The sequence below is a fragment of the Nocardiopsis sp. Huas11 genome (assembly GCF_003634495.1).
Taxonomy (GTDB): Bacteria; Actinomycetota; Actinomycetes; order Streptosporangiales; family Streptosporangiaceae; genus Nocardiopsis.
Window position 1 is genome coordinate 3,998,927 of sequence record NZ_RBKY01000001.1, and the last position, 16,576, is coordinate 4,015,502.

Here is a 16,576-nt window from a genome sequence, read left to right on the forward strand (position 1 = left end):
TCCTTGTGTCGTGGGGTGTTGCCGGACACGAGTCAATGACCTCAACTAAGGTTGATGTCAACAGCGGGCGTCCGCCTGCGCCCGGGCGGTTTTCGCGTCCTGACACGGCTATCCCTTAAGGTGCTTGGCATGCCCGTATTCCAGTTCAATCCGCCGGACCGGTTCGTGGCCGGAACCGTGGGCCAGCCGGGAGACCGCACCTTCTTCCTGCAGGCCGTGGGGGAAGGCCGCATCACCAGCGTCGTCCTCGAGAAGGCACAGGTCGAGGCGTTGGCGACCCGGATCGAGGAGTTGCTGGAAGAGGTGCACCGCCGTTTCGGCGCGCCGCCCGACGACACCTCCCCGCCGGAGGACGACGGTCCGCTGGAGCAGCCCATCGAACAGGACTTCCGCGTGGGCACCCTGGCCCTGGCCTGGGACGCCGAGGCCGCGCGGGTGATCATCGAGGCCCAGGAGATCGACGAGACCGCGGGCGAGGACGTCGTCGAGGACGACGAGGAGGAGGAGCTCGAGGTCTTCGCCGAGGACGCGCCCGCGCACCGGGACGTCCTGCGCGTCTACCTCACCCCGGGAGCCGCGCGCGCGTTCGCCGGTCGCGCCCTCAAGGTCGTCTCCGCCGGCCGCCCCGACTGCCCGCTGTGCGGCCGTCCCCTGGACCCCAACGGCCACATCTGTGCCCGTCAGAACGGCTACCGACCGGACCGCCTCGTCTGAGGCCCACCCATGACCGCTGACGCCTTCGAAGGGCTGACACCCGCTCTGGGCCTGGACCTGGTGCGCACGGGCGAGATCACCGTGGAGGGGCGCCTGACCTCGGCCTCCAACACCACGCTGTACTGCACCGTCTCGGACGGGACGCGCTCGGCCGCGTGCGTGTACAAGCCCGTGGCGGGCGAGCGGCCGCTGTGGGACTTCCCCGACGGCACGCTGGCCGGACGCGAGGTGTCGGCCTACGCCGTCTCCGAGGCCCTGGGGTGGTCCGTCGTGCCGCCCACCGTCCACCGGGACGGGCCCTTCGGCGAGGGCATGGTGCAGCTGTGGGTGCACGGCGACACCACCGTCGACCTCGTCGCGCTGTCGCGGGAGACCGACAACCGCGACCTGCGGCGGATGGCGGTCTTCGACGCGGTCATCAACAACTCCGACCGCAAGATCGGCCACCTGCTGCCCACCCCCGGCGGACACCTCTACGGCTGCGACCACGGCGTGTCCTTCGCCGAGGACTACAAGCTGCGCACCGTGCTGTGGCAGTGGCAGGGCCAGGAGCTGGCCGAGGACGCCCTGGAGGCGCTGGAGACGGTGCACGACGCGCTGGGGAACCCCGCGAGCGCGTTGTCCGTCGAACTGGAGCGACACCTGACCGCACCGGAGGCCTTCGCCGTCCGCCGGCGGGTCGAGCTGCTGATCCACCACCGAGTGCACCCCTATCCGGCGCCCGACTGGCCCTCCGTGCCCTGGCCGCCGGTCTGATCCCCTCCTCCCGCGGAGCCCCCATGACCGTCGTAGACCACGTCCAAGCCGGACCCGGCGGCCGGGTCAGTGTGCTGATCGACCACCACGGCTACGCCACGCGCCCCCTGACCGCGAGGGAGCGCGTCGAGCTCCTGGGCCTGTGGGCCGGTGTCGCCGCCCTGGTCGGCCTGCTGCCCAGCCTCATCCCGCCCTGGTGGGCCGACAGCGCCGGTGTCGAGAACATCGTGCCCTACTGCGTGCCGCCGGCGGTCTGCCTCCTGGTCCTGGTGGTGCTCGGCGTGGCGTTGGGCATCAAGAACTTCGCGGAGGCGGCCGTCGCCTGGGTGGTCATCCTGCTGTGCCTGTTGTGCCTGCCGTTGTTCCTGCTGCTGCTGATCCCGAGCGTGCGCCGGGCCGTGTGGAAGCGGGACACCTCGGAGGAGGGCCGCCGACGGAGGGAGTGGGAGAAGGAGCAGGCCCTGCGCGCGTCCTATCCCGCCCAGGTGTCCTACGAGTACGTGGCCGTGGCGCGGGTCACCCGTTCGGGGCGGCGCGTGAGCGTGGACCTGCACCACACCAACGGCCACATCGTGCGGCTCTCGGCGCGCGGTGCGGGCGGCGAGAAGCTCGCCGCGGAGCTCCGGGCGCGGCTCGGGCACCGGGTCCAGGTGTGAGTCCGGACCACTACTCAGGGGTAGGAATGGCGGCCCCCAGGTCAGGGACGGCACAATGGGGCACGTGAGCAACGAAATCCAGTGGAACTACCTATTCGACATGGACGGTGTGCTCGTTCGCGAGCAGCACCTGATCCCCGGCGCGGACGCGTTGATCGCGGAGCTGCGCGAGAACGGGATCCCGTTCATGGTGTTGACCAACAACTCCATCTACACCCCGCGCGACCTGCGCGCACGTTTGCTCAACACGGGCCTGGACATCCCGGAGGAGTCCATCTGGACCTCGGCGCTGGCCACCGCCCAGTTCCTCCAGACCCAGCGACCCAACGGCACGGCCTACGTGGTGGGCGAGTCGGGTCTGACCACGGCCCTGCACAACGTCGGCTACGTCATGACCGAGAGCAATCCCGACTACGTGGTGCTGGGGGAGACCCGCACCTACAGCTTCGAGGCCATCACCCGCGCCATCCGGCTGGTGCGCAACGGCGCACGGTTCATCGCCACCAACCCCGACGAGACCGGCCCCAGCCCGGAGGGGCCGCTGCCGGCCACCGGCGCCGTCGCCGCGCTGATCGAGAAGGCCACCGGGCGGCGGCCCTACTTCGTGGGCAAGCCCAACCCGCTCATGATGCGCTCCGCGCTGCGGCGGATCGGCGCGCACTCCGAGAACACGCTGATGGTCGGTGACCGCATGGACACCGACGTGCTCAGCGGACTGGAGGCGGGCCTGCAGACCGTCCTGGTGCTGTCGGGGATCTCCGGCCGGGAGACGGCCGACATGTTCCCCTACCGGCCCACCCGGGTGATCGACTCGGTCAAGGACTTGGTGGGCGCCACGGCCGACCCCTTCGGCCAGGGCTGACCACGCAGGACACACGACGGGGGCGGTGGACACGATGTCCACCGCCCCCGAATGTCGAGGTGTGTCAGGCGCTCTGCCGCTGCTTGGCGAGCTCCTCCACCTTGGCCGCCTCCTCGCGGCGGCGTGCGCGCAGCAGGGCCAGACGCTCGGCCAGGACCTCTTCCAGGTCCTCCATGCTCCGGCGCTCCAGCAGCATGTCCCAGTGGGTGCGCACCGGCTTGACGTTCTTGGGCTCCTCACCGGAGCCGTCCCGGCGCAGGGCGCGGTCGCCGCAGAAGCGGCACTCCCACTCGGCGGGGATCTCGGCCTCGGTCGCGAAGGTGACCGCGAAGCGGTGGCCCCGGGTGCAGTCGTAGGTGACTTCCTGGCGCGGAGCCAGGTCGGTGTTGCGGTCGTTCTCGTAGCTCGTCGCCCCGAGCCGTGTGCCGCGAAGTGCTCGCTCGGCCATCGTGTGGGTGCCTCCAGGCGCTGGTGCGGTCTCGCGGGGTGTAACGCGTCGTTCCACGTCAAGATTCCCCACTGACCTCAGGTCGAACCTCGTCCGGCCCTCTCGGGGTCGCCCCGTCCTCGGCGGAACCGCTCGCGTGGACGGCCCGGCGGCCTTTGCGCCGCGTCCGCCGGGGCGCCCCGGCCGGGCCCGAACCCCTGGTTTCCTCAACGCGCGAGGGCCCGCCCGCAGTCCCGTCGATCGGCGCACCTTTATGGCGTCTTCGCAGTTCACCGTGTGTTCTTCTGTACCCTCCGGGCGTTTTGACGACGATTGTCGTAGACGCCCGTAGGCAGTCACCGAGTCCCCGGAAGGTCGCGTTCCAGGGGCTTGTCACCGTTCGTCACCCTTGGTGAATTGTTAAGTGATTATACGGACGTGACGCTTGTGGCGACTGGTGGTAGGTTAAATCTCCGTGTGCTGAAAAGCGCAGGTTAAGGCCATTCTGTCTTTTCATTCGGCGCACTCCGGCACGCGGGCCGCGACCTTCGGCGTGCCCCGCGCGTGACCGAACGGTAACGGCAGGACATGGAACCCGATGACTGACATCCCCCCACCCCACGGCACCGCCTCCGCACGGCTCGCCGTGCCGGGTTGGCTGTACCTCCCCCTCCTGAGCCTGCCCCTGTGGGCCTGGGCACTGTGGACGGTGCCACCCGCCGCGTCCGCCCCCGTCCTGGTCGCCTCCGCGGCCGCTCTGGCGTCGCTGCTCGTCCTGGCCCTGTCCCTCAACCGCCGCGACCGGCGCGTGCGCGAGCTGACCGGTGAGATCGCCGGCCTGCGCGCCGACACCGCCGCACTGGCCGAGGACCACCTGCCGCGACTGGCCGAACGGCTGCGCCAGGGCGACTCGGCCGAGACCGCGCTGCACCGGGTCCCCGCACCGGGCGACCCCGGAGGGCGGGCCGTGCTGAGCGCGGTCGCCACGCAGATCGCGGCGGCCGAGCGCCGCCGGGCCTCGGCCATGGTCGCCTGCGCCACCGCCGCCGGACGCGTCCAGGCACTGGCCACCACGATGCTCGCCGACCTGCGGCGGATGCAGGAGCGCCACGGCGACGGGGCCGCGGGCTCCGGCGACGACGTGCTGGGCGATCTGATGCACCTGGACCACAGCACCGCGCAGGTCGGCCGGATCGCCGACAGCATCGCGGTGCTCACGGGCGCCCGCTCGGGCCGCCGCTGGGGACGGGCCATCGCCATGGAGAGCATCGTGCGCGGCGCCATGGGGCGCATCGGCGACTACCGGCGCGTGCGGGTGCACAACGTCTGCACCCAGGCCGTGGCCGGATTCGCCGCCGAGGGCGTGGTCCACTGCGTGGCGGAGATCCTGGACAACGCCGCCCGGTTCTCACCGCCCACCTCCGAGGTGCACGTCCACGTCGAGGAGGTCCAGGCCGGGATCGCGGTGATGGTCGAGGACGGCGGACTCGTCATGGGCGAGGAGGCCCTGGAACGGGCCCGCCGGACCGTGGAGTCCGGCCTGGACCTGGCCACCATCTCCGGAACCCGCCTCGGACTGGCGGTCGTGGGGCAGCTCGCCCAGCGCTACGGGCTGTCGGTGTCCTTCCGCTCCTCCTCCCGCGGCGGCACGGCGGTCGTCCTACTCCTGCCGCAGAAGCTCATCAAGCCCCTGCCCCGGCCCCGGATCGACTCGTCCGCGGCGCCCGCACGCGGCCTCGCGCCGTCCCCCGCATCGGCGTTCTCCGCGCCGGTCCCCTCCGGGACCTCGGCCGCCGCCGACCCCACACCACCGCCGGCCGCGACCCCCACCGCGACCGCTGCGGACCAGGCGGAGAAGGCGGAGAACGGTCTGCCCCAGCGCCGCCGCGGCATGACCCTCGCCGCCGCGGAGAAGGCCAGGCCCGCTCCCGCCGACTCCGGACCCGCCACCCCGACGAAGGGGTTCGGTGCGTTCCGCTCGGCGGTACGCGGCCAGGACCCGACCGGATCATCGAAGGACGCCTGATGAACCTTGACACGCTGACCTGGCTACTCGAAGGGCTGCTGGAGCGCACACCCGGGACACGCCACGCCCTGGTGCTCTCGCGCGACGGGCTCAAGCTGTGCCACAGCGCCGGCCTGGGCAAGGACAGCGCCGACCACCTCGCGGCGATCGCCGCCGGGGTGCAGAGCCTGGCGCACAGCGCGTCGGTGGAGTTCGGAGAGGGCGCGGGCGGTGTCCGCCAGGCCATGGCCGAGTTCTACGGCGGGCTGCTGTTCATCGTCGAGGCGGGCCACGGGGCGCACCTGGCGGTCATCACCTCCGAGGAGGCCGAGCCCGGCCTGGTCGGACACAACATGAACGAGCTCGTCGAGCAGATGGGCGAGCACCTGTCCACCCCGCCCCGCGCCGCCACCGGGTCGGCATGAGCCGCTCCCACCGGCAGGAGGGGCCCGACCGGCTCTACGTGATCACCTCCGGGCGCAGTGCGGGAGCCGACGAGTCCCTGGACGCGGTGACCCTCATCGTGGCCGAGAGCGAACCCGCGGCCGGGATGCAGTCCGAGCACGCCGAGATCCTGCGGATGTGCGGGTCCGGGCCGATGGCGGTCGTGGAGATCTCCGCGCACCTGCACCTGCCCGTGGCGGTCGTGCGGATCCTGCTCACCGACCTTCTGGACGCGGGCCGGGTCACCGCCCGCCACCCCCGGCCCGCCCCCTCCCCGGCCAGGCCCCTGGCCTCCCCGGACGTGTTGGAGAAGGTGCTCGTTGCACTCCACAACCTCTGAACCCCCCGCACCCGACGCCGCGCCCGTGCCGCTCCGGGCGACCACGGAACAGGCGCTCAAGATCGCCGTCGTCGGCGGTTTCGGGGCCGGCAAGACCACCATGGTCTCCTCGGTCAGCGAGATCCGTCCCCTCAACACCGAGGAGACGATGACGCGGGCCGGGGACGGGGTCGACGACCTGGGTGGAGTGGAGGCCAAGCGCTCCACCACCGTGGCCTTCGACTTCGGCCGCATCACCCTGGACGAGACCTCGGTCCTGTACATCTTCGGCGCACCCGGGCAGGAGCGCTTCTGGTTCCTGTGGGACCGCCTGTTCTCCGGGGCCCTGGGCGCGGTCGTGCTCGTGGACACCCGCCGCCTGGCCGACTGCTTCTACGCCATCGACCGGCTGGAGGCCCAGGGCACGCCCTTCGTCGTCGCGCACAACGACTTCGGTGAGACCTCGCACGACCTCGACGAGGTGCGCTCCGCCCTGGACCTGGACCCGGGCGTCCCCCTGATCCGCTGCGACGCGCGCGACCGCGGCTCCGCCAAGCAGGTCCTCATCGCGCTGGTCCGGCACGTCCGCTCCCTCGTCATGGAAGGCTCCCGTTGAACGACTGCCCGGTCCACCTCTACGGTCCGCGGTTCCAGACCGACCCCGCGGGCCTCTACCAGGAGATGCGCGGCGAGCACGGGCAGGTCGTCCCCGTGATGATGGAGGGCGACGTCCCCGCCTGGCTGGTCATCGGCTACCGGGAGGTCCACCGCGTGGTGAGCGACCCGACGGTGTTCGCGCGCAGTTCGCGGCGCTGGAACGCCTGGCCGAAGATCCCCGACGACTGGCCCCTGCTGCCCCTGGTGATCCAGCTGCCCACCGTCCTCTACTCCGAGGGCGAGGAGCACCGGCGCCGCGCGGGGGCGATCAGCGACGCCCTCGCCGCCGTGGACGCCCACGAGCTGCGCACGGTCGCCACCCGGCTGGCCGACCGGCTCGTCGACGGGTTCTGCGGCTCCACAGGAGCCGACCTGCGGGCCGTCTACTCCGCCCGGCTGCCCGCCCTCGTCCTCAGCTGGATGTACGGGCTCGACGACGAGCGGGGCGACCGCCTCTCCTCCGACATGACCACCATGATCGACGGCGGCCCCGCGGCGATGGACGCCCAGCGCTCCCTCATGGCGGCCATGGCCGCCCTGGTCGCCGAGCGCCGCGCGTCGCCCGGCAACGACGTGGTGTCCCGGATGATCGGGCACGCGGCCGGCTTCACGGACGAGGAACTGGTCCCGGAGCTGATCGTGATGCTGGGCGGGGGCAACCAGCCCACGGGCGAGTGGCTCGGCAACGCGCTGCGCCTGATGCTCACCGACGACCGCTTCGCCGACTCCATCGCCGGGGCCCGCCGCAGCGCACGCGAAGCCCTCAACGAGGTCCTGTGGGAGGACACCCCCACCCAGATCCACGCGGGCCGCTACGCCGCCCACGACGTGGAACTGGGCGGCCGGCTCATCCGCGAGGGAGACCTGCTGCTCCTCGGACTGGCCGGGGCCAACCACGACCAGCGCGTCCACCAGGGGATCGACGGGCCGGGCCGCCACGGCAACCACGCCCACCTGTCCTTCTCCCACGGTGAGCACGGTTGCCCCTTCCCCGCGCGGGAGATCGCGGAGACGATCGCGGTGACCGGGATCGAAGTGCTCATGGACCGCCTGCCCGACCTCGAACTCGCCATCCCCGCCGCGGAACTGCGCTGGCGCCCCTCGCCCTGGGTCCGCGGTGTCGCCTCGCTCCCCGTCACCTTCACCCCCGCCCCACCACGAGGAGACACCTGATGCCCTGTCCCGTTCAGCACGGCTCCGGCGGCACGTTCGTCCTGGACCCCTACGTCACCGACCTGCCCGCCGAACGCGAGGCCCTGTACGCGGCGGGACCGCTGACCCGCGTGGAGTTCCCCGAGGGCGTGACCGCCTGGGGCGTGACCCACCACGAGACCGCCCGCGCGCTGCTCACCGACAGCCGCCTGGTCAAGGACGTCGCGCACTGGGCGGACCTCCAGAACGGGAAGATCTCGCAGAGCTGGCCGCTGCTGAGCACCATCCCGCCCACCCCCACCAACCTGCTGGGCACCGACGGCGCCGAGCACCGCCGCCTGCGCCTGCTCACCGCAAAGGCCTTCTCCGCGCGCACGGTGGAACGGCTGCGGCCCCGCATCCAGGCGCTCACCACCGAGCTGCTCGACGCGATGGAGCCGGCCGCCGACCGGCCCCTGGACCTGAAGTCGGAGTTCGCCTTCCGGCTCCCGATGAGCGTCATCGGCGAGCTGTACGGGGTGGACCGCTCGGAGTTCCCGTACCTGCGCGACATGTACGTCAAGTTCTTCTCCTCGGTCACCGGGCCGGAGGAGTTCATGCGCGTGTACGCCGAGCTGGAGCAGTACTACGACGACATGATCGCCGCCAAGCGCGCCCGGCCCGGAGACGACCTCACCACCGAGCTCCTCCAGGCCGGCGAGAACGGCGACGCCCTCACCGACCTGGAGGTGCGCGGCACCCTCCAGGTGACCGTGGCGGCCGGCCACGAGACCACGGTCAACCTGCTCTGCAACGCGGTGCGCGCCCTGCTCACCCACCCCGACCAGTTCGCGCTGGTCAAGGAGGGCAAGGTCGGATGGGACACCGTGGTCGAGGAGGCACTGCGGTACGACCCGCCCACCTCCAACATGGTCTTCCGCTTCGCCACCGAGGACATCGAGGTCGGGGACACGGTCATCGCCAAGGGCGAGGCCCTGATGGTCTCCTACGGCGCGATCAGCCGCGACACCGCCGAGCACGGTGCGGACCCCCGCCCCTCCGAGTTCGACCTCACCCGCACCCAGGGCCGGCACATGTCCTTCGGCTACGGGCCGCACGTGTGCCCCGGCGCCGCCCTGGCCCGCATGGAGGGCCAGATCGCCCTGCCCATGCTTTTCGAGCGCTACCCGGACCTGCGGCTGGCGGTGCCCGACGAGGAGCTCGCCAACCACCCGTCCATCATCGTCAACAGCCTCAAGGAGCTTCCGGTCCTCCTGCGGCCCTGAGCCCCTCCACGGCCGGGCCGCACCCCACGACCAGGGGCGGCCCGGTCACCTGTACCCCCTCGCCCCCTTCCCCCCCACGGAGTCCCCGGTGAGCGATCCCGTCCGCCTGTACGGATCCGGCTTCCACGACGACCCGGCCGCCCTCTACCGGACCATGCGCGACGAACACGGGCCCGTCGTTCCGGTGCTGCTCGAAGCCGACGTCCCCGCCTGGCTGGTCATCGGCTACCGCGAACTGCACCACGTCCTGAGCACCCCGGACGTGTTCGCCCGCAGCCCGCGCCGCTGGAACGCCTGGGACCGGGTGCCCGAGGACTGGCCGCTGCTGCCGGTCCTGGCGCCGCTGCCCAACCTCCTCTCGGCCGAGGGCGCCGACCACCGGCGCCGCGCCGCGGCCGTCAACGACGCCCTGCACGGCGCCGACCCCTACGAGCTGCGCACGGTCACCACGCGGCTGGCCGACCGCCTCATCGACGGCTTCTGCACCGACAGCTCGGCCGACCTGCGCACCCGGTACTTCGAACGGCTCCCCTCCCTCCTGCTGTGCTGGATGTACGGCCTGGACGACGAGCAGGGCGAGGCGATCACCTCGGACATGAGCACGGTGTTCGACGCCGGCCCCGAAGCGGTGGCGGCGCACGGCCGCGTCGCCGCGGCGTTCGCCCGGCTGGTCGCCGAGCGCCGTGAGATGCCGGGACCGGACGTGGTCTCGCGGATGATCGCGCACCCCGCCGCCTACACCGACGAGGACCTGATCGCCGAACTCGGGGCCGTCCTGGGCGGCGCCCACCAGACCACGGCCGAGTGGATCGGCAACGCCCTGCGCCTGATGCTGACCGACGACCGCTTCGCCGCGTCGCTGTCCGGAGCGCGCAGCAGCGTCCGCGAGGCCCTGGTGGAGGTGCTGTGGGAGGACTCGCCCTCGCAGATGAACGCCGGCCGCTTCGCCGCCCACGACGTCGAGCTGGGCGGACGGGTCATCTGGGAGGGCGACCTGCTGGTGCTCGGCTTCGCCGCGGCCAACCGGGACCCGTGGCTGAGCTCGGGCGAGCCGGGGGCCGGGTCGGGCACGCGGTCCGGGCACGGCGCCAACCACGCCCACCTGTCCTTCTCCCACGGCGAGCACGGCTGCCCCTACGCCGCCCGCGGGCTGGCCGAGACGATGGCGGTCACGGCGGTCGAGGTTCTGCTGGACCGCCTGCCCGACCTCGAACTGGCGATCGCCCCCGAGGAGGTCCGGTGGCGGCCCTCTCCCTGGATCCGGGGCGTGGCAGCCCTCCCCGTCACCTTCACACCCTCCACCCCACAAGGAGTGCTCTGATGTCCTGCCCCGTCCAGCACAGCGCCGACGGCGTCCCCCTCATCCACGCCGTGCCCGACGACGTCCAGGCCGACCGCGAGCGCCTCTACCAGGCGGGCCCGGTCACCCGCGTGGAGCTGCCCGGCGGGGTCCGGGCCTGGGCCACCACCCACCACGAGGTCAGCCGCGCTCTGCTCACCGACACCCGGTTCGTCAAGAGCGTCGAGCACTGGGCCGACTACCAGGGCGGCCGTGTTCCCGAGGGGTGGCCGCTGCTGGGCACGATCCCCACGGACAGCACGAACATGCTGGCCCTGGACGGCGCTCCCCACCGGCGGCTGCGACAGCTCACCGCCAGCCCGTTCTCCGCGCGCAGGGTCGAGCGGCTGCGGCCGGACATCGAACGGATCACCGCCGCCGCGCTGGACGCCCTGGAGCCCAGGGCGGGGGAGCGGCTGGACCTGAAGTCCGAGTTCACGTTCAAGGTGCCCATGAGCGTGATCGGGGAACTCTACGGGGTGGCCGAGTCCGAGTACTCGCAGCTGGGCGAGATGTACTCCAAGCTCTTCTCCGGCAACATGGCCGACGGGGAGCACCTGCAGATCTACGGGGCGCTCTTCCAGTTCTTCGGCGAGATGGTCGCCCGCAAGCGCGCCGAGCCCGGGGACGACTTCACCACCGACCTGCTCAACGCGGGCGAGGACGGCGACGCCCTCAGCGACGCCGAGATCACCATCACGCTGCTGTCGGTCGTGGCGGCCGGGCACGAGACCACGGTGAACCTGCTGACCAACGCGGTGCGCGCGCTGCTGGCCCACCCCGACCAGTTCGCGCTCGTGGAGCAGGGCAAGGTCACGTGGGAAGCGGTCATCGAGGAGGTCCTGCGCTACGACCCGCCCAACAACCTCATCATGTTCCGGTTCGCCACCGAGGACGTCGAGATCGGAGGGGAGACCATCCGCGCGGGCGACGCGGTGCTGACGCACTACGGGGCGACCAGCCGGGACCGCGCCGAGTTCGGACAGGACCCGCACCCGGAGGTCTTCGACGTCACGCGCACGCAGGGCCGGCACATCAGCTTCGGCTACGGGCCGCACATCTGCCCGGGCGCCCCGCTGTCGCGGCTGGAGGCCCGGATCGTGCTGCCGATGCTCTTCGAGCGCTTCCCGGACCTGCGGCTCGCGGTCCCGGACGAGGAGCTGCGGGTGGAGTCGGCGCTCTCGGTCAACAGCCTGGCGGATTTCCCGGTCGTCCTGCGTCCCTGACCGGAACGGCGGCGGGGCGTGATCGGCGGGCGGCGGGGTGAGCGCCCCGCCCGCCGATCACGTCCGGCGGTCGGGCACCGGCGCGTGCGCCCATGCGTGCGCCCACGCATGGGCCCCTGCGTTGGCCCCCGGGCCGGAGGCCCCGCGCGCTTGGCCCGCTCTTTCCCTTTATGCGGACATAGGTCGCAGAACATCCTTATTTGGGACAACTCACACTAGGCTCGGCGCGCATGGCTTCGTGCCGAACCCGGGGGAGGAGTCCTATGGCCTCGACGCGCCTGCGTGCCTCGGCGGTCGCCCTGGCCCTCCTGGTGGCCGCCGCGGCCTGCGGGTGGTCACCGGAACAGGAACCGCCCGCGTCCGTCGGGCCCGCCGAGGACGCCACCCCGGAGCCGCGCACACCGGACCCGACCACGCCGCCCGAGCAGGCGCCGACCGGGCCGACGCCGGACGCACCGGACGGGGCGACGCCGACCACGGAGCCGACTACCGCGCCGACGGGCCCCGAGGGAACGGACCGGCCGTCGCCGTCGCCGTCGCCGTCGCCGTCCCCTTCCCCGTCGCCGACCACGACCTCACCGCCGCCGGAATCGGCGACCCCGTCCGAGGTCGCGGCGGAGTACATGGAGGCCCTCGCCGCGACCGACGACCCCGACCGCATGCGCGAGGGGTGGCTGCTGACCCCTGAGGGCTCCACGGCCGACGAGTTCCTCACCCACCGGATCTCGCTCGTCCAGGCGCGCGTCGACGAGGGCCGGCCGCTCCTGCCCTCGGAGGTGCGGCCGACGGCGCAGGGCTTCGAGCTGTGCGACCCCGGTGACAAGGACGCGGACCCGCCCCAGGAGCGCCGGTGCGCGCACTTCACCGGCTTCGAGTCGGCGGGGGACCGCATCCAGGGCTTCCTGGTGGACGGCGCCGACCCGGGGCCCGACCTGCTCGGGGGAGCGGGCGGGACCACCGCGTCCCAGGGCGTGCACGCCTCGCTGGTGAGCGCCTACCACGCGCGGGAGCTGGAGATCACCGTCGAGATCGGCACCGTCCACACGGTCGACATCGACCTCTTCGGCGCCGTCTACGTCGACCCCGGCGGCGAGGAGTTCGACGTCTCCGCCGCGGCCGGCCGCTACGAACTCGCGGCGGGGTCCACCACCCGCGCCTCGTTCCTGGTGCCCGACGCGCGACCGGGCGGCACGCTGCGGGTCGAGGGCTGCCTGGAGGAGTGCTCCGCCACGGTGGAACTGGAGGTCCCGGTCGAGTGAGGGCCCGACCGGGACCGCCCGTCACTCCTTCGGGGCGCTCTCGGAGGGCCGCCCGGACTCGGTCGCGGACTCGGGAACCGATGCGGGCTCGGGTACGGACGCGGGCTCGGCCGTGCTCCCGGAGGGGCGTTCGGGCCCGCTCTCGGAGGCCCGCGCCGCCGCGCCGTCCTTGCGGCCCAGGATGTTGAAGCAGGCGTTGAGCAGCAGCGCCGCGACCGCGCCCGCCACGATCCCCGAACTCAGGATCATCGCGGCCCAGCTCGGGAAGCCGTCGTAGAAGCCCGGCGCGGCCAGCGGGATCGTGCCGAAGGCCAGCGCCACCGCCACGACGATCAGGTTCATGTTCCCGTCGTACTTCACCGCGGCCAGCGTCCGGATCCCGGCCGCGGCCACCGAGCCGAACAGCACCAGCCCGGCCCCGCCCAGTACCGGGGAGGGGATCATCGCCACGATCCGCCCCAGGATCGGGAACAGCCCCAGGGTGATGAGGATCAGTCCGCCGACGGCCACCACGTACCGGCTCTTGACCCGGGTCAGCGCCACCAGGCCGACGTTCTGGCTGAAGGTGCTGCCGGGGAAGGTGTTGAGCAGCGGGCCGACGATGGAGGCCAGCGCGTCCACGCGCAGACCGTCGGCCAGGCGCCGCCCGTCCATCCTGGCGCCCACGATCTCTCCGACGGCGAGGATGTCGGCGACCCCTTCGGTCAGGATCACCAGCATGACCACGCACATGGTGATGATCGCGGCCGTCTGGAACTGCGGCGGACCGAAGTAGAACGGCTGGCCGAACGAGAAGATCGCGCCCTCGCCGATCGCGGAGAAGTCGACCTGGCCGAAGGCGGCGGCGACCACCGTGCCCAGGACCAGACCGCCCAGCACCGCCATCCGGCTCCACACGCCGGGCAGGAGCCACGCCAGGAGCAGCACGATGAGCAGGGTGGTCCCGGCCAGCGCCAGGCCGGTGGTGGTCGGCACCCCGGTCTCGTTGTTCTCCGTGATCCACCCGACCGCGACGGGGAACAGGGACACGCCGATGATGGTGATGACGCTGCCGGTGACCACCGGCGGGAAGAACCGGATCAGGCTCGCCATGACCGGGACGACGCACAGGCCGAACACGCCGGCCACCAGCGCGGCGCCGAACACCGTGGGCAGCCCGCTCTCGCCCGCGATCCCGACCATCGCGCTCACCGGCACGAACGAGATGCCGATGACCGAGGGCAGCCGCGCGCCGAAGCGCCACACGCCCATCGTCTGCAGGAGCGTCGCCAGGCCGCTGACCAGGAGCGCCGCGCTGATCAGGATGCCCATCTCCGCGGTGGACAGGCCCACGACCGCTCCGACGATGATGGGCGGGGTGACCACGCCCGCGTACATGGCCAGGATGTGCTGGAAGCCGTAGACGACCATCAGCCCGGCCTTGGGCCTCTCGTCCTCGGGCCTCTCGTCTTCCGGGGCGGGGGCGTTCTGGGGGATCGACATACGCGGCCTCTGCTCTCAGGGGGAAGAGTCGGACTGGTCCGACATGGTGCGTTCTCGCCCGGTGGAAGGCAACTATCCCCGCGTTTCCGGGGATGATCGTCCCTGTTGCGCCGCGGTCAAGTCACAGGATGTATACGCGTCTGTACACAGGCGCTCAGCGGTCCCGGCGCACTCGCTCCTCGTCCCAGACCGGCTCCGGCACCTCCCGCACGCGCCCGTCCGCGCCGAACACCACGAAGCGGTCGAACCCGCGCGCGAACCAGCGGTCGTGGGTGACCGCCAGGACGGTTCCCTCGAAGCTCTCCAGCGCGGACTCCAGCGCCTCCGCGGACACCACGTCCAGGTTGTCGGTGGGCTCGTCCAGCAGCAGCATCGTCGAGCCGGTCAGCTCCAGCAGCAGGATCTGGAACCGCGCCTGCTGCCCGCCGGAGAGCGAGTCGAAGGTCTGGTCCGCGGCCTGGGCCAGCTCGTAGCGGTCCAGCGCCCGCCCCGCCTCCTCACGCGGTACGCCCCGGCGGGTGCCCTCCCCGCTGTGCAGGATGTCCAGCAGGGAACGCCCTGCGAACTCCGGGTGCTCGTGGGTCTGCGCGAACCAGCCCGGCAGCACACGCGCGCCGAGCACCGCCCGGCCGGTGTGCCGGACCGGCGGGACGCGGTGCCGCTGCTCCTCGGGCACCAGCGACGACTCCGGATCGCCGCCGCCCCCGGCGAGCAGGCGCAGGAAGTGCGATTTGCCCGACCCGTTGGACCCCAGCACCGCCACCCGCTCGCCGTACCAGACCTCCAGCCCGAAGGGGCGCATCAGGCCGGTCAGCTCCAGGTCCTCGCACACCAGTGCGCGGCGCCCGGTCCGGCCGCCGCGCAGCCGCATCCGCAGGTGCTGCTCGCGCGGCTGCTTCTCCGGTGGCCCGGCGTCCTCGAAGCGGCGCAGCCGCGTGCGGGCCGACTGGTAGCGCGAGGCCATGTCCGAGTTGTAGGCGGCCTTCTGCTTGTACATCGACACCAGGGTGCGCAGCTTGCGGTGCTCTTCGTCCCACCGCCGCCGCAGCTCGTCGAGCCGGGCGAAGCGCTCGCGCCGGGCCTCGTGGTAGGTGTCGAACGCGCCGCCGTGCACCCAGGCGGTGTTGCCCGCCGCGCCGAGTTCGAGTGTGACGATGCGGTCGGGGACGCGGCTGAGCAGTTCGCGGTCGTGCGAGACGAACAGGACGGTCTTGGGCGAGGCGAGCAGCGACTCCTCCAACCAGCGCTTGCCCGGCACGTCCAGGTAGTTGTCGGGCTCGTCCAGCAGCAGGACCGGGGCCGGACCGCGCAACAGCGCCTCGATGACCAGCCGCTTCTGCTCGCCGCCGGACAGGGTGCGCACCTCGCGCCACCGGCAGCGCTCGTAGGGGGTGCCCAGGGCCGCGACGCAGCACTGGTCCCACACGACCTCGGCCTCGTAACCGCCGGAGTCCCCGTAGCGCGCCATCGCCTCGGCGTAGCGCATCTGGGTCTTCTCGCCGTCGTCGACCATCATGGCGGTCTCGGCCGCCTCCAGGTCGGCGTGCGCCGCCCTGACCGGGGCGGGGGAGACCGACACCAGGAGCTCGTGCACGGTGGTCTCGTCCCGGACGTGCCCGACGAACTGCGGCATCACGCCCAGCTCGCCGTCCAGGGTCACGGCGCCCTCCTGCGGAGCGCTCTCGCCCCGCACCAGGCGCAGCAGGGTGCTCTTGCCGGCGCCGTTGGCCCCGACGAGAGCGGTCTTGGACCTCTCGCCCACCCGGAACGACACCGCGTTCAACAGCACGCGTCCGTCGGGCAGGGTGTGTCCGATCTGGTTGACCTCCACGTATCCCACCGCCGCAGGCTGCCACGCGGCGTTCACCCCCGGCAAAGGGTTTTCGCGCCGCAGGGGCCCGGGAAGCGGTCGTACTCCTGCGGTCTCGGCCGGACGGTGACCTGTTCGTCTTGTTGGCGAGATTTGTTCCGGTCTACAATCGAGCCCTCTCCGATATGCCAGACGTCTGAGTC

16 protein-coding genes are annotated in these 16,576 nt (G+C 72.1%); 13 read left to right on the plus strand and 3 right to left on the minus strand.

Annotation, left to right across the window (positions count from 1 at the left end):
* Positions 1-129: 129 nt before the first annotated feature.
* Genes DFP74_RS18240 through DFP74_RS18255 form a run of 4 tightly spaced genes read left to right on the plus strand, consistent with a single transcriptional unit; the run spans position 130 to position 2,988 of the window.
* Positions 130-714 carry a DUF3090 domain-containing protein gene (locus tag DFP74_RS18240; protein ID WP_121183091.1) on the plus strand — a complete coding sequence of 195 codons (585 nt, stop codon included), beginning with the start codon at positions 130-132 and terminating at the stop codon, positions 712-714.
* A 9-nt stretch (positions 715-723) separates the two neighbouring features.
* Entirely contained in the window at positions 724-1,470 is a 747-nt protein-coding gene (locus DFP74_RS18245) for an SCO1664 family protein (protein ID WP_121183093.1), read from the plus strand.
* A 23-nt stretch (positions 1,471-1,493) separates the two neighbouring features.
* Positions 1,494-2,126 (plus strand): hypothetical protein, encoded by a 633-nt coding sequence (locus tag DFP74_RS18250; protein WP_121183095.1) that lies wholly within the window; start codon positions 1,494-1,496, stop codon positions 2,124-2,126.
* A 55-nt stretch (positions 2,127-2,181) separates the two neighbouring features.
* A complete protein-coding gene (locus tag DFP74_RS18255; protein WP_121183097.1) occupies positions 2,182-2,988 on the plus strand; it encodes an HAD-IIA family hydrolase in 807 nt (268 codons plus the stop codon).
* A gap of 64 nt (positions 2,989-3,052) precedes the next feature.
* On the opposite strand, the gene DFP74_RS18260 is transcribed toward DFP74_RS18255, so the two are convergent.
* Positions 3,053-3,436 (minus strand): RNA polymerase-binding protein RbpA, encoded by a 384-nt coding sequence (locus DFP74_RS18260; protein WP_121183099.1) that lies wholly within the window; start codon positions 3,434-3,436, stop codon positions 3,053-3,055.
* Positions 3,437-4,013: 577 nt separating this feature from the next.
* Between DFP74_RS18260 and DFP74_RS18265 the strand changes: the two genes are divergently transcribed.
* From DFP74_RS18265 to DFP74_RS18305, 9 genes are all read left to right on the plus strand, one after another.
* On the plus strand, positions 4,014-5,441 hold the full coding sequence (locus tag DFP74_RS18265) for an ATP-binding protein (protein WP_121183101.1): 1,428 nt from the start codon (positions 4,014-4,016) through the stop codon (positions 5,439-5,441).
* Positions 5,441-5,845, plus strand: a complete 405-nt coding sequence (locus DFP74_RS18270) for a roadblock/LC7 domain-containing protein (protein WP_121183103.1) — start codon at positions 5,441-5,443, stop codon at positions 5,843-5,845. Before DFP74_RS18265 ends, DFP74_RS18270 begins: the two co-directional genes overlap by 1 nt.
* Positions 5,842-6,204, plus strand: coding sequence for a DUF742 domain-containing protein (locus DFP74_RS18275; RefSeq protein WP_121183105.1), 363 nt, complete (start codon positions 5,842-5,844; stop codon positions 6,202-6,204). The genes DFP74_RS18270 and DFP74_RS18275 overlap by 4 nt, the downstream gene beginning before the upstream one ends.
* Positions 6,185-6,799: an ATP/GTP-binding protein gene (locus DFP74_RS18280; RefSeq protein ID WP_121183107.1), complete on the plus strand. Its 615-nt coding sequence runs from the start codon at positions 6,185-6,187 to the stop codon at positions 6,797-6,799. Before DFP74_RS18275 ends, DFP74_RS18280 begins: the two co-directional genes overlap by 20 nt.
* A complete protein-coding gene (locus DFP74_RS18285; protein WP_121183109.1) occupies positions 6,796-8,013 on the plus strand; it encodes a cytochrome P450 in 1,218 nt (405 codons plus the stop codon). Before DFP74_RS18280 ends, DFP74_RS18285 begins: the two co-directional genes overlap by 4 nt.
* A complete protein-coding gene (locus DFP74_RS18290) occupies positions 8,013-9,257 on the plus strand; it encodes a cytochrome P450 (RefSeq protein ID WP_121183111.1) in 1,245 nt (414 codons plus the stop codon). The genes DFP74_RS18285 and DFP74_RS18290 overlap by 1 nt, the downstream gene beginning before the upstream one ends.
* A gap of 88 nt (positions 9,258-9,345) precedes the next feature.
* Entirely contained in the window at positions 9,346-10,578 is a 1,233-nt protein-coding gene (locus DFP74_RS18295; protein ID WP_121183113.1) for a cytochrome P450, read from the plus strand.
* The gene (locus tag DFP74_RS18300; protein WP_121183114.1) at positions 10,578-11,822 is read left to right on the plus strand and encodes a cytochrome P450; all 1,245 of its coding nucleotides are present in this window, start codon (positions 10,578-10,580) and stop codon (positions 11,820-11,822) included. The genes DFP74_RS18295 and DFP74_RS18300 overlap by 1 nt, the downstream gene beginning before the upstream one ends.
* Before the next feature lie 263 nt (positions 11,823-12,085).
* Positions 12,086-13,081, plus strand: coding sequence for a hypothetical protein (locus tag DFP74_RS18305; protein ID WP_121183116.1), 996 nt, complete (start codon positions 12,086-12,088; stop codon positions 13,079-13,081).
* A gap of 21 nt (positions 13,082-13,102) precedes the next feature.
* On the opposite strand, the gene DFP74_RS18310 is transcribed toward DFP74_RS18305, so the two are convergent.
* Together DFP74_RS18310 and DFP74_RS18315 are read right to left on the minus strand one after the other, a co-directional pair.
* Entirely contained in the window at positions 13,103-14,563 is a 1,461-nt protein-coding gene (locus tag DFP74_RS18310) for a nucleobase:cation symporter-2 family protein (RefSeq protein WP_121183118.1), read from the minus strand.
* Between the two features lie 154 nt (positions 14,564-14,717).
* Positions 14,718-16,403, minus strand: a complete 1,686-nt coding sequence (locus DFP74_RS18315; protein WP_121183120.1) for an ATP-binding cassette domain-containing protein — start codon at positions 16,401-16,403, stop codon at positions 14,718-14,720.
* Positions 16,404-16,576: the final 173 nt, after the last annotated feature.